Genomic DNA, 18,968 nt, shown 5'->3' on the forward strand with positions numbered 1-18,968 from the left:
TTGTACGAAGGTGCAGTTCAAGAGCTGATTGACGAGCTCGGCCGGCTTCCCGGTGTGGGCCCGAAATCGGCACAGCGCCTGGCGTTCCACATCCTTGAGGCCGACCCCGAGGACATGAAACGGCTCGTTACGGCCATCACCACGGTGAAGGAACGGGTCAAGTTCTGCACTGTGTGCGGCAACGTCACCGAGCAGGAAATGTGCAACATTTGTCGCGATCCGAGGCGGGATCCGTCGGTCATTTGCGTGGTTGAGGAATCCAAGGACGTTCTTGCCGTAGAGCGCACCCGTTCGTTCCGTGGCCGGTATCACGTACTGGGCGGAGCCATCAATCCCATCGCTGGCATTGGCCCGGAGCAGTTGCGGATCCGCGAACTCCTCACACGCCTCAACGACGGTGCCATCCAGGAAATCATCATCGCTACGGATCCCAATCTTGAGGGCGAGGCCACTGCTACCTATCTGGCCCGCATGCTCAAATCGATCGGGATCACCGTCACGCGGTTGGCTTCCGGCCTGCCCGTGGGTGGGGACCTTGAGTACGCCGACGAAGTTACGCTGGGCCGGGCGTTTGAGGGCCGCCGGAACGCACTGACGTAAGCCGGCGTGACGATAACCAGCGCCCTGGCAGAAGCACCAAGGCAGCCACAGCTGCTTGAATCGCGAGGCCGGTGAGGGCGACGGGTACCGAAGGCGCAAGCTGATCGCTTGATTCCCCGCCGATACAAGGAGCATCACGGCTCGGCCCATCGGCGGCCCACTGCAGGCCGGACAACACCCATGCCAGTTCATGCTCCCTGGGGAGTGCCTCCGCGGCGATACTGCCGAAGAGCAGAACGGGATTGGACGCGGCCAGCCAAGCCACCCGCTCTGTGTGGGCTACCTCGACGGGGCGGAGACTCCCGACGCACTCGTACGCAGTGATCCGACCGGCGTCGTCCCGCTCCACGTTGATAGGCACTGACGCTTGATCCATCACCGCAGTGCCGGGGAGCAGCGCGATCATGGCCGCTACATTGCCCAGGCACAGGAACGCCACCAGCGCCGCAGCCAGGGCACCACCTGCCGCCGTTCGGGCCGAGCATGCGCGAGCACCAGCGCCGATGAGTCCAAAGAGCACAACTTCAAGGACAACAACCACGACGGCGGCACCGGCCACTGCGATCGGCCCGCCGACGCCAGCGCCCACCACGAGCAGCAAGATGCCTGACGGCACTGCGAAGACCGCCCCGCGGAAGAATCCGGCGAAAAGCGCGCCAAGGAAGGTTCGAGCGATTTGACGGAAGCCCCAGACTGCCCCGAGTAGGGCAGAAACGACTGCCATCAATCCGGCCATCAATATGTAGATGGCGCTTGGCAGGCTCGATTCAAACCAACCGTTGGCTTCGCCGAAGGCCACCACAGCTGCGGCCATCGCCCAGGCCAGAATCAATGCGGACGCGCAGGCAAACCAGAACCACCACGATCGCAAGGACATGCGGCTGTCATCCCAGGCCTCCCGCACAGCGGCTCCAAGAATGTCGGCGATCCCAGGTTGGTGGTTCAGCCTGTGTTCGCTCCCCGCGGTCCCGTCACGCCGCGGAAACCGGTCGTCGATCACGCCGCCGCCGATCACTTCATATTCCGAATCGCTGCGCGCCGGCCCAGGATCGTCCGGGTCCTCAGGAACCCTGGCCATGGCACCACGCAATGCTCATAAAAGGGATCGTACGCCCGGCGACCTGCTGCCGATACAGACTGTGTGGCCGCCATGTGGTCACAATTCCTGTGGGGACACAACACGGCGATAAACTGGCCAAATAAGCTACGCAGGCGTGCTCAAATTTGGAATTTGGAATTTGGCATGCCGCGTTCGAACCCTATTGATGCAGTGAGGGTGCGCGCATGACTATGCCCACTACCGAAGTGAAGATCGAAGAGCTCTCCGACGGAGCTGCCATTACCAAGCAGCTGATCGTTCAGAAGTTCGGCGGTTCCTCGGTTGCCGATGCTGATGGCATCAAGCGGGTCGCTCAGCGTGTTGTGGATGCGCAGAAGGCCGGCAACGAGGTTGTGGTTGTTGTTTCCGCCATGGGAGACACCACAGACGAACTCCTGGACCTCGCAGGGCAGGTCACGGACTCCGCTCCTGCCCGCGAAATGGACATGCTCCTTTCCGCCGGAGAGCGAATTTCCATGGCACTGCTTGCCATGGCCATCAACAAGTTTGGCGCCTCCGCCCAGTCCTTCACGGGCTCCCAGGCAGGCATGATTACCGACGGCATCCACGGTAAAGCCCGGATTATTGACGTCGACCCGCACCGCATCCGCACCGCCCTGGACAAGGGACACATTGCGATCGTGGCGGGCTTCCAAGGCATGAGCCGCAGCACCAACGAGATCACTACACTGGGCCGTGGCGGCTCGGACACTACGGCTGTTGCGTTGGCTGCAGCGCTCGAAGCCGATGTTTGCGAGATTTACACGGACGTGGATGGCATCTACACGGCCGATCCCCGTGTTGTGTCTTCGGCCCAGAAGATCGACCGCATCTCCAGCGAGGAAATGCTGGAACTTGCTGCTTCCGGCGCCAAGATCCTGCACCTCCGGTGCGTGGAGTACGCCCGCCGTTTCGGCGTGCCGCTGCACGTCCGTTCCTCATTCAGCCAGCACGAAGGCACGTGGGTCATCCCGGGCGCCGAAGAAAAGTTCACGATTCAAGAGGGAGTTGCCTTGGAGCAGCCAATCATCTCCGGCGTTGCACACGACCGGTCCGAAGCCAAGGTCACCGTTGTAGGCGTTCCGGACATTCCGGGCAAGGCCGCAGCAATCTTCCAAGTGATCGCGGACGCGCACTCGAACATCGACATGATCGTGCAGAACGTGTCCACCCACGGCACGGGCCGCACTGATATCTCGTTCACGCTCCCAATCGTGGAAGGCGCCGATGCTTTGGCCGCCCTGCGCGCAGCTGAAGGCCAGATCGGCTTCGAGAGCATCGAATACAACGAGCACGTTGGCAAGCTGTCCCTGATCGGCGCGGGAATGCGTTCACACCCCGGCGTTTCGGCAACGTTCTTCAAGGCCCTCTCCGACGCCGGCATCAACATTGACATGATCTCCACCTCGGAAATCCGCATCTCGGTTGTCACGAGTGCAGATGCCCTGGATGACGCCGTCCGCGCCATCCACGCTGCATTCGAGCTCGACGGCGATGCTGAAGCTACCGTTTATGGCGGCACCGGCCGCTAGGGTCACCCCGGGCAACGCCCCCAAGTAAGTCGCAGATAAGGCCGTTCTGAGCTCTCAGAACGGCCTTATCTGCTACCCAGTTGGGTGAGCCGGAGCCAGCAGGACGTCGATGAGCTGCCTTAGTCCCTCCGCCATGTCCACGTCTTTGTCATAGAGCCACTGCAACTGCAGGCCATCGAACGCCGCAACAACCAATCTGGACAGAATGGCTGCGTCAACGTCGCTCCGGACTTCACCGGTTTGCTGCCGCCGGGCGATGTCCTCACTAAGGCTCTGCACCACCTTCTCGTAACGCTCTTTGAAGTAGCCATGGGAGTCATGTCCGGGATCATTGGCTGTGGCCGATGCGACAGCGTACAGGGTAGTCAGCCCTGGCTCGTGCCGGTTCCGCTCGGCGATCGGCGGCATGAGGCTAAGCCCCACATCTTCCTGGCCGCCCACGGCTATGGACCGCCGGTCGCGCTCTGCCAGGACCGCGGTGAGGAGTTCCTGCTTGCCCTTGAAGTAGTGGAAGAGGGTTGCTTCCTTGACCCCAACGAGTTCCGCGACGCGCTTGAGCGCAGTCCCTTCGAAACCTTCGGTCGCAAAGACGTCCGTAGCCGTCTGGATGATCTGTTCGCGGCGTTCCGCACCCTTTGCGTATTGCCCGCGGGCCTTGGAAGTAGACATTGAGTCAGTCTATTTCACTCGCCAAAAACCGAGTCACCCTAGATTTATTATCTAAAAATCTAGTCACACTCGATTTTTGTCGCTAAAGTCTCCTGATAAGACCCAACGGTGGGTCATTGAGTTCATCAGGAGTCAAGTAAATGAACCCCACACTCTCGCAAGCAGTCCTCGCGACAGGCGTCCCCGACGCCGAAGAGCGCATCCGGGAGCTCGCACAGAGCCTCTCCCTGGAGCAGCAGGTCCAACTACTGACGGGAGCGGATGTCTGGTCCACCCACGCCATCCCCGAAATTGGCCTCAGTCGCGTCGTCCTGTCCGACGGGCCTGCAGGCGTCCGCGGCGAAGACTTCGACGAGCGCCACGACTCAATCTCCCTCCCGTCGTCGTCCGCCCTGTCTGCCACGTGGAGCGTGGAAACCGCTCGCCGCTACGGGCAGGTTCTCGGCCAGGAGGCCCGCCGCAAGGGCGTCCACGCCGTACTCGGCCCCACCATCAACCTCCATCGTTCACCGTTGGGTGGCCGTCATTTCGAATGCATGAGCGAGGATCCGCGGCTCACAGCAACCATGGCCGCCGGGTACGTTGCCGGAGTGCAGTCCATGGGCGTAGGGGCGACTCCCAAGCACTACCTGGCCAACGAGGCCGAGACGGAACGCTTCACTTCCGACTCAGTAGTGGACGAACGCCCGCTGCGGGAGCTCTACCTGGCAGCGTTCGAAGACGCCATCACGGAGGCTCGGGCCTGGCTGGTCATGAGCTCGTACAACTCCATCAACGGCACTACGGCGAGCGAAAACAAGCTGCTGGAAACCCCGCTCTCCACAGAATGGGGATTCGACGGCGTGGTGGTTTCCGACTGGACGGGAGTGCGTTCCATTGATGCTGCAAACGCCCACCAGGACTTGGAAATGCCGGGGCCTGCAGGCCATTGGGGACCAAAACTTCTGGCCGCCGTCAATGATGGTCGAGTCAGCCGGGAGGCCATCCTGGAAAAGGTCACCCGTATCCTGCGCCTTGCTGCCCGCGTCGGCTCCCTCGAAGGCTTCGAGCCCGCAGTCAGCGGGCTCCCCGCCAAACTGGACGGGGCCGCCGTCGCGCGTGAAGTTGCCGTCCGAGGCGCCGTGCTGGTCCGCAACGAAGGCGGCATCCTGCCGCTGGACGCCGCGACGCTGAACAGCGTCGCGGTGATCGGCCACAATGCTGCAGAGGCCCGGACGCAGGGCGGCGGAAGCGCCACCGTGATGCCTAAGTACACTGTCTCGCCACTGGAGGGGCTGCGGAATGCACTGCCCGACGGCGTTAGGGTCACTTACGCGCGTGGCGCCAAAGTGGCCGAGGGGCTTCAGGCGTTCCCCCGGACTTCACTGCACAATCCGGTCTCCAACGTCCCTGGGATCCGCGTGACATTCCTCGCGGAAGACGGCACGGAGATCTCCGGCGAAGACCGCCTGGCGTCACACTTGATCTGGTTCGGCATCGGCATCCCGGAGGGCGCCGCCATCATCCGGATGGAAACCGATTGGACAGCCGATTCGGCAGGTGTCCACCACCTCGGAGTGGGCACAGTGGGGCACATCCGTCTCTCATTGGATGGAGCCGAAGTCTTCAACGACGAGATCCAGGACGACACCGACGTCCTGGGTGCTGCGCTGTTCGATCCGCCCAAGACTGTTCACGCAATAGAGACCGCAGCGGGACAGAGCGTTCGTATCGAGGCGGAATACCGTCTGCCCAAGGAACAGATCATCCCGTTCACGGCCATCCTGCTGGGCGAAGAAACTGTGGTGGCGGATCCTCAGGCGGAGATCGACGCCGCAGTGGAAGCCGCCCGGACTTCAGATGTAGCTGTGGTGGTGGTCGGAACCAATGCCGCCATCGAATCCGAGGGCTTTGACCGTAAGGACCTGGACCTCCCGGGGTTCCAGAACCAACTCGTGGAGGCTGTCGCCGCGGTCAACCCACGCACGGTGGTGGTTGTGAACTCCGGTTCACCGGTGGTGATGCCGTGGCTCGAAAAGGTAAACGCGGTGCTCCTGGGTTGGTTCGGTGGACAGGAGTTCGGCAACGCGATTGCAGACATCCTGCTTGGCGCCGAGGAACCTGGCGGCCGGCTCCCTACAACGTGGCCGGCAGCCCTGGAGGATGTCCCGGTCCTGAACACCACCCCCGTGGACGGCAAAGTGGTCTACTCCGAGGGAATTCATGTGGGGTACCGCGCTTGGCTCAAGCAGCAGGGCGCTGGCGGCCCTGCTCCGGCGCTGCCTTTCGGCTTCGGACTCGGGTATACGACCTTCGAGTTCGGCACCGCCCACGCGCCACAGTCGGTCACGGCCGGCAACGATGTGCTTGTGCACGTCCCGGTGAAGAACACCGGCACGCGCACGGGACGTGAAGTTGTTCAGGTCTACCTCGAGCGCACCGATTCCGCCGTGGAACGTCCGGTCCGTTGGCTGGCAGGCTACGCAGGAACCCACCTTGCTCCAGCGGGGACTGACAGCGTTGAAGTCCGCATCCCGGCAAAGGCTTTTGCGCATTACGACGGCGGCTGGCAGTTTGAGCGTGGAGGCTTCCGGCTGCTGGTGGGTCGCCATGTTGCGGACACCTTCCAGACTCTGGACATCGAGGTGCGGTAATAATAGAGGGCAATTGGCGCGGCATGGCGGCCTTTTTTGGGCCGCCACGCACGTGGTTTTCGCCACAAGCGCCGAATCTGGGGTATGGTATGGAATTTTCATGGCATGCTGTACGTTGCATACCCGGTAACCCCCTAACACGAAGAGGCATCAAAAAGTGGCAGCCGACTACGACGAACTCCGTACCGATGTAAAAGAGAACCAGGAGCAGTCCCTCCAGGCGCTCCAGTCCGCCAGCGCCCCCACGGCGAAGAGCGTCGTTCTTGAACTCGACGAAACTGACGGCCTGGACGCCAACGGTCCCGGCGGCGAAATCGTCGCTGAAGAACTCATCATCCAGGTCATCCCCCAGGCAAACGACGAGTTCACTTGTAACTCATGCTTCCTGGTCCGCCACCGTTCGCAGATTGCCCGCGAAAAGGATGGCGTCGCCTACTGCACTGACTGCGAAGGCTAAAGACGACCACCACCCCGGCGGAACATGAATCGTCAGGGAGTGCCGCCGTCGGGATTAATTGCGGAAGGACCGGAGCGCGATGCTCCGGTCCTTCCGCAATTAACTACTTGTCGCCCGCTTCCTCTGTGCCGTCCTTGTCGGGCTGGGACTTACCGGGCTCCGACAGTCGCTCCTCGTCGGTGTATTCAGGTGCGACCACCGGGGAAAGAACGTCTCCAAGGATGCCGGCAGCCTCCCTGCCATCCTCCGGAGCAGGCCGGTCCGGCGACTCGTCGTCCTCCAGCGGAGCGTCCGTCATAACCCGCCTCCTTGTCCGCCGATCATCTTTTGGCGCCGGTGGTTGCTCACCCTGAGTTGAAGAATCCGCGCGCCGCCGGCAAGCGCCACCAGCACGCCTCCTCCAACAGCCGCGATGAACAGCGTGGTGCCGAGGGCGAGTGCCCCTTCCAATCCAAAGAACCGGACGGTGACCATGTCCTGGTTCTGGACGAAGAACACGATCAACAGGACCAACACCACCAGGCCCACAGCTACGGCCACCCAGATCGCTGCTGTTCGCGTGGGCCGGGAACTTGCCGGTGCCACCCTTGGCTGTATGTGGTCCGCCCGCCCAGAGCCTCTCTGGGCCATTGCCGCATCATCTTGAGCGCTCATTGACAGCCCCCTCATTTCCCAGAACGTATGCGTGCTCATCACTTGTCCATGCACTCATATAATAAGCATGCTTATAAGTGGCTCAACAGTGGCAGGGCAAGGCTGGATCGGAATAAGGAAGGACCGGAGTTCGCGGTCCGGTCCTTCGGTATTTGGGTGCCGTTGTTACTGTCGGTCACAGTTACTCATGGTTACTGGCGATCACACGGTGTAGTCGGTTGAAGTTGGTCCTGAATCGTTCCTCCGGACAGCGTAGTGATGACCCTCCGAATCGGTCTCAACCTCGAAATTCTTCAAGTCTTCCTCGGAAGCCGTTTCGAAGTCGTCGTGTTTATGCACAACAGGGGCATCCGTATCCCCATGGGTTGCCGGTCCGAAGACGGACTGCAGCCGCTCGGTCACGTGCTGAAAGGTTTCCAACTTGCGTCCCATGTTCTTCCACCTCCTTTCAACTGGAGAGAGAAAAAGCGGTAGGACGGCGTATGCCGTACCAGTACGCCAATTTTACGCCCGCGGGCCGGAAAAGGCGCGAGCGTTTGGTGCCGGAAGGGGCCGGGCCATGACTCCCAACGCGGCCAGAACGGACTCCACTGCGACGTTCAGTGGCGATTCCAAGGGAACCGCAATGTGGGGTTATTTTTCCGCTTCCGGAGACACCCATGACGGCGATCCTGCGCTCAGGATCGTTCATATGCTCCCCTTGGAACTGAAGTTCAGCAGGACTTTGCCGGACTCGGCTGAGTTCCTGGCTACGTCGAATGCCTCGAGGCCATGGGCGAGGTCGAACTCGTGCGTTATCACGGGGTCCACGAACAAGGATCCGTCGGCCAACGCTGCGATGACGTCATCGATTTCGTTGTTGAACCGGAAGGATCCCAACAGTTCCAGCTCACGGGTAATGGCCAGGGAGATGAAGACCGGCTGCGGCCCGGAGGGCAGCAGCCCCACCATGACTACTTTCCCGCCGCGGGTGGCTCCCTTGATGGCCGAGGCAAGGCCGTGGTGGCTGCCGGAAGACTCGATAACGACGTCGGCCTCCACAGACGCGATGGCCTCGGCGTCGTCGCCCTTCAAGACGGCATCGGCACCCACGGCCCGTGCGATCTCCAAGGGCTTGTCATGCATATCGACGGCGACGATCCGGGCAGCACCGGCGCGCTTGAGGACAGCGACAGCGAGGGCACCGATCGGGCCACTGCCGATCACCATGGCAGTCTTTCCCGCAACGTCACCGGCCCGGGCGACGGCATGCCAGGCCACGCTGGCCGGTTCCACCAACGCCGCGGTCCGCAGATCCAGGGTTTCCGGCAGGGCACGGAGCATCCGCGAGGGAAGGGTGGCGTAGCGGCTGAAAGCCCCATCGGTGTGCGGGTAGCGTGCCGCGCTGCCCAGATACGTGCAGCCCGGGGAAAGGTTGGGCCGCTCTGCCGGGTAGCGTGCCCCGCCCGGGGCGGGGGTTGCAGGGTGCACAGCCACCGGAGTGCCGGTCACAGGGCCGCTGCCATCGGCTGCCTGCTCGATGACGACGCCGACAATTTCATGGCCCAGGACCATCGAGGCCTTCAGGATGGACTCCCCGGCGGCACCATGCAGCCAATAATGCAGGTCTGAACCGCAGATCCCGCCGTAGGCGATCTCCACGATCGACTCATCCGGCGCCGGCGCCTTCAGCGGGATGTCTTCGATCCGCAGGTCACCTTTGCCATGGGCGACGACCGCGGGGCCGGAGGCCGGGAGGGTGATGCCCATCAGACCACCACCGTCATTCCGCCATCAACGAAGATCGTCTGGCCATTGACGAAATTGGACCCCTGGGACGCCAGCCACACAACAGGCCCGGCCAGGTCAGCGACCGTCCCCCACCGATGGGCAGGTGTCCGGCCCAGGATCCAGGAATTAAACGCCTCATCATCGACCAGGTTCTGCGTCATTTCCGTATGGATGTACCCCGGGGCGATGCCGTTGATCTGCAACCCCGACGCCGCCCACTCAGCCGTCATCGCCCGGGTCAGGTTACGCAGCCCGCCCTTCGCCGCCACATACGGGGCAATCGTCGGCCGGGCAAGGTCGGTCTGGACCGAGCAGATATTGATGATCTTCCCCCGGCCCCGGGGAATCATATGCCGCGCCGCTTCCCGGCCCACCAGGAACGCGCTGGTCAAATCCGTGCTGATCACCCTGTCCCAGTCCTTCACATCCAACTCAAGCATGGGAACACGGTGCTGGATACCCGCGTTGTTGACCAGGATGTCCAACGGGCCAACGTTGGCCTCGATCCACGCCACGCCATCAGCGGCTGAAGCCGCATCCGTCACATCAAACGCCCGCCTGTGGACCCTTCCCGCAGGATAGTCAGCCGCCATAGCGTCGGCTGCCGCCTCCAAACGTTCGGGATTGATTCCGTTGAGCACTACAGTTGCTCCGGCGTCGGCGAGGCCCCGGGCCAGGGCGTTGCCAATCCCCCGGCTCGAACCCGTCACCAACGCGACGCGTCCACTCAGATCAAATAGTCCACTCATAAAGAATCCTGCTCAATAGTCGGTGCGGTCTCTATGGCCGGTACGGTGATGTGGAGGTCACTGAGGTTTGCGATCGTTTGTCTCACGACGGCCAAGTCAAGGTCGCCCAGACCCTGATCAGTAAGGTCCTCGTAGAGTTTCAGGGCAGCCGATGCCATGGGCATGTCTGTTCCTGACCTGGACGCGCTCTGAAGGACAAAGGCCAAATCCTTATGCATGAACTTCGCTGGCCCGGTCGGCCTGTAGTCCTTCGAGGCCAGCCGGGGACCCATAAACTCCAACACCCGGCTGCCGGCCAAGCCCCCGGCCAACACCTCGAAGAGGGCCTCCACATCCATGCCCGATCGTTCGGCAAGCTCAGCAGCCTCGGCAAGTGCCGCCGTCGTGGTCCCGACGATCAGCTGGTTACAGGCCTTGGCGAGCGAGCCCGCCCCCAGTTCCCCAAGACGCCGCACCGTGGTTCCCATGGCCTCGAGCGCCGGACGAAGCCGTTCGTAATGCTCAACAGGACCGCCGGCCATAATGGCCAGGGTTCCACGCTCGGCGCCTTCCGTCCCGCCACTGACTGGGGCGTCAAGGACTACCGCATTGCCATTGCTGGCCTCGCTGACAGTTGCGCCGAACCGCAGAACCGCAGTTGGCGAGACGCTGCTCATGACTACGACCAACGTTCCGGGTCGAGGCGGCTCTTGCCTCCATTCAGCCAGAAGACCAGCGGCGGATTCCTCAATGAAGGGCAAATCGGGAAGCATGAAAATAACGAGCGGCTGGTCCCGTAGTTCTGCAATCGTCGAGGCCCGCGCACCGCCCCGACGAACGAGATCGTCGAGAGCGGCCGCTGACCGGTTCCATCCTGTGACGGACCAGCCGGCGTGGAGCAGGTTTGCTGCCATGCGCGAGCCCATCAGGCCGAGCCCGACGAACCCAACGCTGCGAGGTAGGCCGCTAGAACGCGGACCGAAGACCCGGGGATTGTTATCTTGTGTCAAAATCAACCTTTGTTCTGGGTCGGGAGCCGGTTTGGATGGCGCAGCCTCGAGGGCTACTTGCCCCAGATCTTGCGGTAGGCATCCTGGTAACCCATGGGGTCCCAAGCGTCAGTTGCCGTGGTGTTTTCCTTGGTCGAAACGTGGATCTGCGGGACGTAGCCGCTCGCAGGTTCGCCGGCGAAAGCGCGGTTGAGTTCGTCAACGAGCTGCCAGCCTTCGGATTTCAGGGGCGATGGAACCGTGGCTGTCTGGTAGTCGTCGGTCTTGATGCGCTGCAGGGCTGATGAATCACCGTCGCCAGCGCCCACATTGAAGGGTGCGCCGCCGGCTTTGACGCCACCCGCCCGCAGTGCTGCGGCTGCGTTCTCGTAGTAGACGTCGTTGATGGCCACTGAGTAGGTCCAGGCTTCGTTGTGCTTGCTGAGCAGGGAGGAGACTTCCTGAGGCATACGGGCACTGACGTCGGAGAGCGGTACATTGTCGTATTCCAAAACCTTCACCCCTGAACAGGTCTCCAATTCCTTCTTGATCATCTGGGATTTACCTTCGGCGAACGGGATGGAGGAGTCCGTGAAGATGACGACGCCGGCATTGCCGTTGGACTTTGCAATGACGTAGTCGGCACTGATTTTGGCGACGTCTTCGACCTTGGTGGTGATGTTGCTGAAGAGCAGCGGGTCGGTGCTTGGGCCAGGGGTGGACAAAGCCTGCCACGCCACGAGCGGGATCTTGGAAGAGTTGGCTTCTGCCACCTGCGCGGCTGTGGTCTTAGGGTCAAAGCCGCCGATGACAATGCCGTCAGGCTTGGTTGTCAGGGCCTGGCTGAAGGCGCTTTGAATCCCTGCCGGAGTTCCCAGTCCATCGATCACTTTGACGTTCCAGCCGATCGCTGCCGTGGCTTCCTGAAGTCCTTTGGCCACGCCGGCAACGCCGGGGTTGGTCATGGACTGGGCCACATACACGATGGTTTTGCCCGCAGCCGCTTTGGGGCCCGCCGTAGGACCGTCCCAAGGCGCATCGGACTTGGAGGCGCCGTCGACAGCTTTCTGGGCGGAGGTAACGACGTCGGCACACCCGCTGTTCCCGGTTGCGGCAGCCGTGGCCGCTGATTCGGAGGACCCGCTGGTGCAGCCCGTGAGTCCAAGCGCGAGGACGGTGCCAGTGACGAGCAGCAGGCGGGGGGTGGAAGGGTTCATGGTGGAGCCTTTCAGTATGGAGGGTTCCGTTGTGGTGAGCGGGATGACGAAAGCAGCTGACGAAGTAGGAGTGCTATAGGGAACTGGGGGCGGTGGCCGGTGGCAATGCAGCGGACGTCGCAGGTCCCGCGGGCGGAGGTGTTTCATCCCCTGGTGTGGGAGTTGCCGGGGGCGCTGCGACTGCGCCTGCCCGGAGTTTGCGCCTGGCAGAGTACCCGGCCAGGCCGACAGCAATGAGCAGGGTGACCCCGTTGAAGAGCGGGGTGACCCAGAACTGGGCTCCCAGCTGCGAGATGCCGGCGAGTCCGATTGCCAGCGTGATCACCGCGACGAGAGTGCCAATGACGTTGGCCCGGCCGGGTTTGATGGCGGTGGCTCCCAAGAGGGCTCCTACGAAAGCCGGTAGCAGGTAGTCCATGCCGACGCTGGGGTTTCCGATCTGCTGCTGCGAAGCGAGCAGCACGCCCGCGAAGCCGGTGACGACCGCGGAAAACGTGAAAGCGTAGATGGAATATCGCTTAGTGGGGATCCCCATCAGTGCAGCAGCCCGAGGATTGGATCCCAGGACGTAGAAGTAACGGCCCAGTGGAAGGCGTTCGAACAGGATCCACAAGAGGACAGCAACAACCAGCAGGTAGACGGCGACGATAGGCACCCCCGCGATCTTGGAATCGTAGAGGTCCTTGAAAGAAATCGGCAGGCCACCAGGACCGGGCACCACGCGGGCGCCATTGGTGATGGCACCGGTAATGGCATAAAGCACCGTCCCGGTCCCGAGGGTAGCCACGAACGAGTCGATCTGGCCGAATTCCACCAGCAGTCCGTTGACGATGCCTACCAATGCCATGACACCTATCGCTACGAGCGCTGCAAGGCCCCATGGCAGCCCACCATCAACGATGAGTTTGAGGACGATTACATGAGAGAGTCCCAGCCCGTAACCGATGGACAGGTCGAATTTTCCTGTCGCGATGGGGATCATGGCGCCGAGGGCCAGCAACGCGGGGATTGCCTGATTGCTGAGGATGGCATTGAAGTTTCGGCCTGAGAGGAACGTCTGGGGCAGGATCAATGCGAAGACTGCGAAAAGCAGGACGAGAATGACCACCAAGCCGTAGGGTCCCAAGAGATGGGCGACGCCCTGCCGGCTGCTGTTCTTAGTTTGGTTCATGAGGATTACTACTCCGAAGTATGGGCAGCACCCGAGGCCGCCGCAGTGAGGTTTGCAATAGTCAGGTCAGCGCCGGCAAGTTCCGTGGTCACAGTTCCCTGGACGAAGACGAGGGCCCGCTGGCAGACGCTGGCGACTTCCTCGAAATCAGTGGAGATCATCAGGACTGCCAGGCCTGCGGCCAGGGATTCTTCCAGCAGCTGATAAATGTCTGCCTTAGCCCCGACGTCCACGCCTGCTGTAGGTTCTTCGAGAATGAGGAGTTTTCGGTTGGCGCTCAACCACCGGCCAATCATGATTTTCTGCTGGTTTCCGCCCGAGAGCGTCGCGATGGCCACCTCAGGGAGGGCAGGCCGGACGCCATAGCGTTCAATCAGTCCCTCCGCGAGCCGCCGTTCTGTTTTTGGGTTGGTCCAAAGGAACGGATTCTTTGAGTGCACGCCTGGATTCGGGAGGAAATTCTCCCGCAGAGTCAGCTCGGGGGCACAGCCTTCATCCATCCTGTTGCTGGTCACGAATCCCACGCCGGAGGCAACCGCCTCGGAGGCGGTGCGTGGCTGATAGCTCTCCGAATCCAAGGTGATGCTGCCTGAATCAATACGGTATGCGCCTGCCAGCGCGCGTCCGATTTCCATGTGTCCGGCCCCGGTCAGGCCAACCATGCCCACCACTTCCCCGGCACGGACCGAAAAGGATACCGGCCGGTTCTGCGCTGTGGCCAGGTCCCTGACCGACAGGCGCTCGGGGTTATCCCGGACCGTGCTCTTGGAGCTGTAACTGACGGGCTTATGTCCCACGATGTCGACGACGAGTTCCCGCGGAGTCTTCTGCGAGATGGGGCCGCTGTGAATCAGCCTCCCATCACGCAGCACCGTGACAGTATCGGAAATGGCGAAGACCTCATCGAGCCGGTGGCTGACATACAAAAGACCGTGGCCCTTGCTCCGAAGCTTCTCCAGGACGTCAAAGAGCTTGCGGGAATCCGCCGCCGGGAGGCTTGCAGTCGGTTCGTCGAGCACGATGACTGACGCATTCGACGCCAGGGCCCTGGCGATGGCAACCAGGGACTTATCGGCCCTGGATAATTCAGAGACGTATCGGTCAGGCTGCAGGTGCGAGGCCACCGTCCGCAGCGCTTCCGCAGCGCTTTCACGGACTTTGTGCCAGGAGATGAGTCCTCCCGTGCGTCCAAAACCCGTACCCAGCGCTATGTTCTCGGCGATGGTCATGGAATCAACGAGTCCAAGATCCTGGTGGATGAAGGCCATGCTTGCCGCTGCTTCCGGTGTGCCCAAGGCATGGCCATTGACGGTGATCCGTCCGCTGGTGGGCGAGTACAGCCCGGAAAGAATCTTGATGATGGTCGATTTGCCTGCGCCGTTCTGGCCCAGCAGCGCGTGGATACTCCCGGCCTCAAGCGTGAGGTCTACATCCTGCAGAGCCGCGTTGACGCCGAACCGCTTTGACAATTGGTCAATCTGAATCAGCGTTTTCGAGGGAGGGTTGAGTCCCATGGTCGCTCCTTGCAGCCCCAGTGCTGCCTAAAATTCTGGGTGGTCACCAATGACCTATTGACCAACATCTTGTCTGATAGCCAACCCTTTGGTCAATAGCATTTCGTGACCGATTTTTCACCCAAGCTGCACGAGCTGCCAGTACATGCAAGCGGGAGGACTCCCACGGAGCCCTAAAGCGAGTGCGCGCTAAGGGGGTTGGCCAAAGCACGGGCAATGACCTGCAATTCCTGCACAATTTCCGCGTGGTCGAGCTCATCAGCGCGGGCTTTGATCAGTGTGGCGCTGATCGCAAACTGGGCGGGGTCGCCAGGGATGTCCACCACAGGAACGGCGAAGCACACCACGCCGACGTTGGTCTCCTCGTCATCCATGAAGTACCCGCGGTGACGCGATTTCTCAAGGTCGGAAAGCAGCTCCGAAACGCTGGACAGGGAGCGGGCGGTGAAGGGAACAAAGGTCTTTCCCCGGTACCGGTCCTCCACAACGGCATCAGGAAGAGTCGAGAGGACGGCCTTTCCGGTAGCCGTTACATGGGCTGGAAAGCGATCGCCAATGTTCGCAGTGAGCCTGATGGGATTGGTTCCCTCATAACGGGCCAAATAAAGGACATCGGTACCGTCAAGCAAAGCCAACCGCGCCGCTTCCCGGGAAATCAACGGGGACCGCCGGCACAACGCATAAAACTCCGAGAGCTGATCGGCCGAGCGGAGGTAGTCGCCGGCCAGGGAAAGGATCCTCCTGCCCAGAATGAACCGTCCGTCCGAGCGACGAAGCATGCCCTCGCCTTCAAGCGCACCGCAGATGTTTGCCGTGGAGGACTTGGCAAGGTCCATCGATTTCGCAATTTCGGGCACGCTCAAGCCCGCCTGTCCCGCCGCCGCAATCAGATCAAGAATTGCCATCGCCCGAGTGATCGCCGGCACTGCACTCTGCCCAGCCGTGGTGATCTCTGTTGTCATTTTCCACCCTCCCCAATCAAAGTATTGACTCCTGACCAGTATATTGGCCTAGTATTGCTGTGTCACCCCTCCGGGCGCCACAGAGCCAGCTTCTTCAACCTGACGCCAAGGCTTTGCGCGAATTGTCACTCGACGCCGGAAACAGGGACACCAAAATCTAGGAGTACACCGTGTGCGCTGAACACACCAGGGCAAGCTCACTCTACCCAGCCCCGCCCGGCACGGACCCCACAGTGACCGGGAAACAGTTCGAGCAGATCTTCGAGCAGGTCAAGACCTGGGGCACTTACGCTGAACCATCCGCAGGTGCTTGGCAGAAGGCAACTGCTGAGGGAGTCATTGACGCCGCCTCGTTGGTCCGCAGCGGCCGTGTCGTGTCCACCGCATTGCCGTGGAACACCACGAGCGGGCCGTCCAATGCGAACCCCGCGCTGCACTATATGACTGACCTTGGAGTGCGTGAAGCGCCGGAACCGTCCTGCAATAAGGACTTCATCGGCGTCGACTACCACGGCAAGGCCGTCAGCCACCTGGATGCGCTGAGCCATATCGCCTACAAAGGCCTGCTCTACGACGGACAGGTTTCGAAAGAAGTTGTCACGGCCACGGGCGCGGATTTCGGTTCGGTCAGCGCCCTCGGCCCCCTTGTTGCCCCTTGCGTGTTGCTGGACTTTACCGTGTTGTTCGACGTTCCCTGGCTTGAACCAGGCACGGCCATACATGCAGCGGACATCCTGGCGGCAGAAGAGCGGCTCGGGATCAGCATTCAGGAGGGCGACGCCGTCCTGGTCCGCACCGGTCATTTCCGGCGCGCACGCGAAGTAGGTATCTGGGACTCATCGGACCTGAGTGCGGGGCTTCATGTTGACTGCATGCCCGTGCTCGCCGAACGGGGGATCGTCCTTCTGGGCGGTGACGGCGACTCCGATGTTCGCCCTTCACCGACACCCGGGATCCACTCCCCCATCCACATCCTTGCGATCACAGCCATGGGCCTGCCGCTCCTGGACAATCTCGATCTTGAAGAACTTGGAACGGCCTGCGCCGAAGAGGACCGCTACCGTTTCATGTTCATGGTCGCCCCACTCAACATTCCCCGTGGCACTGGCTCGCCCGTTAACCCTTTGGCGGTTTTCTAATGACATTCACCGTAGGCATCTCCCGCGACTTCCTAGATTCCAGCGGCAAGAACGTCTGGGGCGACATCGGCTTGGACGGTCTTGACGAGGCCGGTCTGGAATGGGAATACATGGCCGACAGCGCCGAAGAACTGACACCTGAACAGTTGGAGCGCTATGACGCAATTCTCTACGCTGCACCCGCGGTTACGGCCGCCTCTTTCGAAGGCGTCGCGAATCCCCCGCTCATACTTGCGCGCTTCGGGGTGGGATTCGATGCGGTTGACCTCGCCGCCTGCAGCCGTGCCGGCACAGTCGCGACCATAACCCCCGACGGCGCCCGTGGCCCGGTGGCAACGGCCACCCTATCCATGCTCCTGTCGGTCTTCCACAACACCGTCATGAAGGACCGCCTGGTCAGGGAAGAATCCTGGGACCTGCGCGAAAGCTTCATGGGGACCGGCCTGACCGGAAAAACCATTGGCTTCCTCGGCGTCGGGAACACCGGCGGCGAGCTGATCCGCCTGCTCCAACCGTTCAAGGTCCGATGCGTGGGTCACGACCCCTTCTGCCCTCCCGAACGCGCCAGCGAACTCGGCGTGGAGTTGATGCAACTCGAAGACGTAGCAGCGGCATGCGACGCCCTGATCGTCATGGCAGTCCTGACCGAGCAGACCCATCACATCATCAACGCAACCATCCTGGAGAAGATGAAGCCAACCGCTGTTGTCATCAACATGGCACGCGGACCCATCATCAACGAACAGGACCTTATTCATGCACTTTCACAGGGAGTTATCGCCGGCGCGGGGCTGGACGTCTTTGAACACGAGCCGGTGGCCAACGAACTACTGGGAATGGAAAACGTAACGCTCTCGCCGCATTGCCTTTCTTGGACGGACGAGATGTCCCTCGGAAACGGCAGCAGTTGCGTCCGCGCCATCGTCAACGTCGCCGCAGGCCGAGTCCCGGACTTTGTGATCAACCGAGACGTTCTCGAATCGTCAGCCTTTACCGACAGGCTCACCCTCCTTGCAGCGAGCGGCCTCTAACGCAGCGACTTATCGTCCGGATTACGGGGAACCACGTACGTGCTGCCATCGGGGCGACGAAGGGTTTCCCATTGCTGGGTCTCCGCTTCGCGTTGGGCCAGGAGCCTGCGGTTGGCCTCGGTCATTTCGTGATCAATGGAGCTGCTGTGTGCGGGGCCGAAGATGACCCTCAGCTTTCCCGTAGCGCGCATGAACTTCTGGGTAAAGGATTCCTTTGCCACGCCGATCGACTCCTCTTTTAGACGGCTCAACAAGTTCATAGTACGCTAACTGTTAGTGCACTAACTAATCGTGCGGGAAGGTAGCCATGACCCAGACCAGCGAGACAATCCAGAGCAATGAAACAAGCCAGGCCAGCGAAACTGACGACCTCCTTTTGGAACGCCAGCTGTGCTTCGCGCTGACCGTTGCCTCCAGGAGCGTCGTGGGCATCTACAAGCCCATCCTCGAACAGCTCGGGCTAACCCATCCGCAGTACCTTGTGATGCTTGCACTCTGGGAGCGGAGCCCCAGGACACTTAAGGACATTAGCGACAGCCTCCTCCACGAGCCCGCCACCTTATCCCCGCTCCTGCGCCGACTTGAGGAAGCACAGCTCATCACCCGCGAGCGCGTGCCCGGCAATGAGCGAGCTCTTGCCGTCAAGCTGACGGAAAAGGGAGCCGCGCTTCGGGATCAGGCGACGGCGGTTCCTGGTGCGATCCGGGAGCGCTTGCAGCTCAGTCGCGAGGAAGTGGCCGAACTCCACCAAGCTATGACCGGCCTCATCGCGGCGACCCAGCGGACGTCAAACTAGCGGACGG

Annotated in this window: 20 protein-coding genes; 7 read left to right on the forward strand and 13 right to left on the reverse strand. The window is 61.6% G+C overall.

What is annotated here, in order from left to right:
- Window positions 1–600 carry a recombination mediator RecR gene (gene recR / locus AC1DD5_RS18775; RefSeq protein WP_216921891.1) on the forward strand — a complete coding sequence of 200 codons (600 nt, stop codon included), beginning with the start codon at window positions 1–3 and terminating at the stop codon, window positions 598–600.
- On the opposite strand, the gene AC1DD5_RS18780 is transcribed toward recR, so the two are convergent.
- On the reverse strand, window positions 554–1,678 hold the full coding sequence (locus AC1DD5_RS18780) for a hypothetical protein (RefSeq protein ID WP_431118125.1): 1,125 nt from the start codon (window positions 1,676–1,678) through the stop codon (window positions 554–556). The genes recR and AC1DD5_RS18780 overlap by 47 nt on opposite strands.
- A gap of 206 nt (window positions 1,679–1,884) precedes the next feature.
- Here AC1DD5_RS18780 and AC1DD5_RS18785 point away from each other — a divergent pair, with 206 nt between their 5' ends.
- Window positions 1,885–3,231 carry an aspartate kinase gene (locus AC1DD5_RS18785; protein WP_431118123.1) on the forward strand — a complete coding sequence of 449 codons (1,347 nt, stop codon included), beginning with the start codon at window positions 1,885–1,887 and terminating at the stop codon, window positions 3,229–3,231.
- Between the two features lie 72 nt (window positions 3,232–3,303).
- On the opposite strand, the gene AC1DD5_RS18790 is transcribed toward AC1DD5_RS18785, so the two are convergent.
- Complete coding sequence (locus AC1DD5_RS18790; protein WP_477522393.1) at window positions 3,304–3,900, reverse strand: TetR/AcrR family transcriptional regulator; 597 nt, start codon at window positions 3,898–3,900, stop codon at window positions 3,304–3,306.
- Between the two features lie 140 nt (window positions 3,901–4,040).
- On the opposite strand from AC1DD5_RS18790, the gene AC1DD5_RS18795 reads away from it, so the two are divergent.
- Window positions 4,041–6,533 carry a beta-glucosidase gene (locus AC1DD5_RS18795; RefSeq protein ID WP_477522394.1) on the forward strand — a complete coding sequence of 831 codons (2,493 nt, stop codon included), beginning with the start codon at window positions 4,041–4,043 and terminating at the stop codon, window positions 6,531–6,533.
- Window positions 6,534–6,690: 157 nt separating this feature from the next.
- Window positions 6,691–6,990, forward strand: a complete 300-nt coding sequence (locus AC1DD5_RS18800; RefSeq protein WP_216921958.1) for a DUF4193 domain-containing protein — start codon at window positions 6,691–6,693, stop codon at window positions 6,988–6,990.
- A 103-nt stretch (window positions 6,991–7,093) separates the two neighbouring features.
- On the opposite strand, the gene AC1DD5_RS18805 is transcribed toward AC1DD5_RS18800, so the two are convergent.
- From AC1DD5_RS18805 to AC1DD5_RS18850, 10 genes are all read right to left on the reverse strand, one after another.
- Window positions 7,094–7,288, reverse strand: a complete 195-nt coding sequence (locus tag AC1DD5_RS18805) for a hypothetical protein (RefSeq protein WP_477522395.1) — start codon at window positions 7,286–7,288, stop codon at window positions 7,094–7,096.
- The gene (locus tag AC1DD5_RS18810) at window positions 7,285–7,644 is read right to left on the reverse strand and encodes a LapA family protein (RefSeq protein WP_477522396.1); all 360 of its coding nucleotides are present in this window, start codon (window positions 7,642–7,644) and stop codon (window positions 7,285–7,287) included. The genes AC1DD5_RS18805 and AC1DD5_RS18810 overlap by 4 nt, the downstream gene beginning before the upstream one ends.
- A 201-nt stretch (window positions 7,645–7,845) precedes the next feature.
- Complete coding sequence (locus tag AC1DD5_RS18815; RefSeq protein ID WP_442004313.1) at window positions 7,846–8,076, reverse strand: hypothetical protein; 231 nt, start codon at window positions 8,074–8,076, stop codon at window positions 7,846–7,848.
- A gap of 255 nt (window positions 8,077–8,331) precedes the next feature.
- Complete coding sequence (locus AC1DD5_RS18820) at window positions 8,332–9,393, reverse strand: L-idonate 5-dehydrogenase (RefSeq protein ID WP_477522397.1); 1,062 nt, start codon at window positions 9,391–9,393, stop codon at window positions 8,332–8,334.
- Entirely contained in the window at window positions 9,393–10,163 is a 771-nt protein-coding gene (locus tag AC1DD5_RS18825) for an SDR family oxidoreductase (protein ID WP_477522398.1), read from the reverse strand. Before AC1DD5_RS18825 ends, AC1DD5_RS18820 begins: the two co-directional genes overlap by 1 nt.
- Window positions 10,160–11,152, reverse strand: coding sequence for an NAD(P)-dependent oxidoreductase (locus AC1DD5_RS18830; protein ID WP_477522399.1), 993 nt, complete (start codon window positions 11,150–11,152; stop codon window positions 10,160–10,162). The genes AC1DD5_RS18825 and AC1DD5_RS18830 overlap by 4 nt, the downstream gene beginning before the upstream one ends.
- Window positions 11,153–11,205: 53 nt before the next feature.
- Window positions 11,206–12,348: a substrate-binding domain-containing protein gene (locus tag AC1DD5_RS18835; protein ID WP_477520199.1), complete on the reverse strand. Its 1,143-nt coding sequence runs from the start codon at window positions 12,346–12,348 to the stop codon at window positions 11,206–11,208.
- A gap of 73 nt (window positions 12,349–12,421) precedes the next feature.
- Window positions 12,422–13,519, reverse strand: coding sequence for an ABC transporter permease (locus tag AC1DD5_RS18840; RefSeq protein WP_442018658.1), 1,098 nt, complete (start codon window positions 13,517–13,519; stop codon window positions 12,422–12,424).
- Window positions 13,520–13,527: 8 nt separating this feature from the next.
- The gene (locus AC1DD5_RS18845; RefSeq protein WP_477520198.1) at window positions 13,528–15,033 is read right to left on the reverse strand and encodes a sugar ABC transporter ATP-binding protein; all 1,506 of its coding nucleotides are present in this window, start codon (window positions 15,031–15,033) and stop codon (window positions 13,528–13,530) included.
- 173 nt (window positions 15,034–15,206) lie between these two features.
- On the reverse strand, window positions 15,207–15,995 hold the full coding sequence (locus tag AC1DD5_RS18850; RefSeq protein ID WP_442018656.1) for an IclR family transcriptional regulator: 789 nt from the start codon (window positions 15,993–15,995) through the stop codon (window positions 15,207–15,209).
- A gap of 170 nt (window positions 15,996–16,165) precedes the next feature.
- Here AC1DD5_RS18850 and AC1DD5_RS18855 point away from each other — a divergent pair, with 170 nt between their 5' ends.
- Both AC1DD5_RS18855 and AC1DD5_RS18860 read left to right on the forward strand, forming a co-directional pair.
- Window positions 16,166–17,134, forward strand: a complete 969-nt coding sequence (locus AC1DD5_RS18855) for a cyclase family protein (protein ID WP_477520197.1) — start codon at window positions 16,166–16,168, stop codon at window positions 17,132–17,134.
- A complete protein-coding gene (locus AC1DD5_RS18860; protein WP_477520196.1) occupies window positions 17,134–18,165 on the forward strand; it encodes an NAD(P)-dependent oxidoreductase in 1,032 nt (343 codons plus the stop codon). The genes AC1DD5_RS18855 and AC1DD5_RS18860 overlap by 1 nt, the downstream gene beginning before the upstream one ends.
- On the opposite strand, the gene AC1DD5_RS18865 is transcribed toward AC1DD5_RS18860, so the two are convergent.
- Window positions 18,162–18,425, reverse strand: a complete 264-nt coding sequence (locus AC1DD5_RS18865) for a hypothetical protein (protein ID WP_477522400.1) — start codon at window positions 18,423–18,425, stop codon at window positions 18,162–18,164. The genes AC1DD5_RS18860 and AC1DD5_RS18865 overlap by 4 nt on opposite strands.
- 47 nt (window positions 18,426–18,472) lie before the next feature.
- On the opposite strand from AC1DD5_RS18865, the gene AC1DD5_RS18870 reads away from it, so the two are divergent.
- Complete coding sequence (locus tag AC1DD5_RS18870; RefSeq protein ID WP_477522401.1) at window positions 18,473–18,961, forward strand: MarR family winged helix-turn-helix transcriptional regulator; 489 nt, start codon at window positions 18,473–18,475, stop codon at window positions 18,959–18,961.
- The last annotated feature ends 7 nt before the right edge of the window (window positions 18,962–18,968 follow it).

Source organism: Paenarthrobacter sp. 10L420 (genome assembly GCF_056395385.1).

Excerpts from the sequence above, each read along its gene's own strand:
- AC1DD5_RS18780 (WP_431118125.1), bottom strand. The coding sequence starts at position 1,678 with ATGGCCAGGGTTCCTGAGGACCCGGACGATCCTGGGCCGGCGCGCAGC.
- AC1DD5_RS18785 (WP_431118123.1), top strand. The coding sequence starts at position 1,885 with ATGACTATGCCCACTACCGAAGTGAAGATCGAAGAGCTCTCCGACGGA.
- AC1DD5_RS18790 (WP_477522393.1), bottom strand. The coding sequence starts at position 3,900 with ATGTCTACTTCCAAGGCCCGCGGGCAATACGCAAAGGGTGCGGAACGC.
- AC1DD5_RS18795 (WP_477522394.1), top strand. The coding sequence starts at position 4,041 with ATGAACCCCACACTCTCGCAAGCAGTCCTCGCGACAGGCGTCCCCGAC.
- AC1DD5_RS18805 (WP_477522395.1), bottom strand. The coding sequence starts at position 7,288 with ATGACGGACGCTCCGCTGGAGGACGACGAGTCGCCGGACCGGCCTGCT.
- AC1DD5_RS18810 (WP_477522396.1), bottom strand. The coding sequence starts at position 7,644 with ATGAGCGCTCAAGATGATGCGGCAATGGCCCAGAGAGGCTCTGGGCGG.
- AC1DD5_RS18815 (WP_442004313.1), bottom strand. The coding sequence starts at position 8,076 with ATGGGACGCAAGTTGGAAACCTTTCAGCACGTGACCGAGCGGCTGCAG.
- AC1DD5_RS18820 (WP_477522397.1), bottom strand. The coding sequence starts at position 9,393 with ATGGGCATCACCCTCCCGGCCTCCGGCCCCGCGGTCGTCGCCCATGGC.
- AC1DD5_RS18825 (WP_477522398.1), bottom strand. The coding sequence starts at position 10,163 with ATGAGTGGACTATTTGATCTGAGTGGACGCGTCGCGTTGGTGACGGGT.
- AC1DD5_RS18835 (WP_477520199.1), bottom strand. The coding sequence starts at position 12,348 with ATGAACCCTTCCACCCCCCGCCTGCTGCTCGTCACTGGCACCGTCCTC.
- AC1DD5_RS18840 (WP_442018658.1), bottom strand. The coding sequence starts at position 13,519 with ATGAACCAAACTAAGAACAGCAGCCGGCAGGGCGTCGCCCATCTCTTG.
- AC1DD5_RS18845 (WP_477520198.1), bottom strand. The coding sequence starts at position 15,033 with ATGGGACTCAACCCTCCCTCGAAAACGCTGATTCAGATTGACCAATTG.
- AC1DD5_RS18850 (WP_442018656.1), bottom strand. The coding sequence starts at position 15,995 with ATGACAACAGAGATCACCACGGCTGGGCAGAGTGCAGTGCCGGCGATC.
- AC1DD5_RS18860 (WP_477520196.1), top strand. The coding sequence starts at position 17,134 with ATGACATTCACCGTAGGCATCTCCCGCGACTTCCTAGATTCCAGCGGC.
- AC1DD5_RS18865 (WP_477522400.1), bottom strand. The coding sequence starts at position 18,425 with ATGAACTTGTTGAGCCGTCTAAAAGAGGAGTCGATCGGCGTGGCAAAG.
- AC1DD5_RS18870 (WP_477522401.1), top strand. The coding sequence starts at position 18,473 with ATGACCCAGACCAGCGAGACAATCCAGAGCAATGAAACAAGCCAGGCC.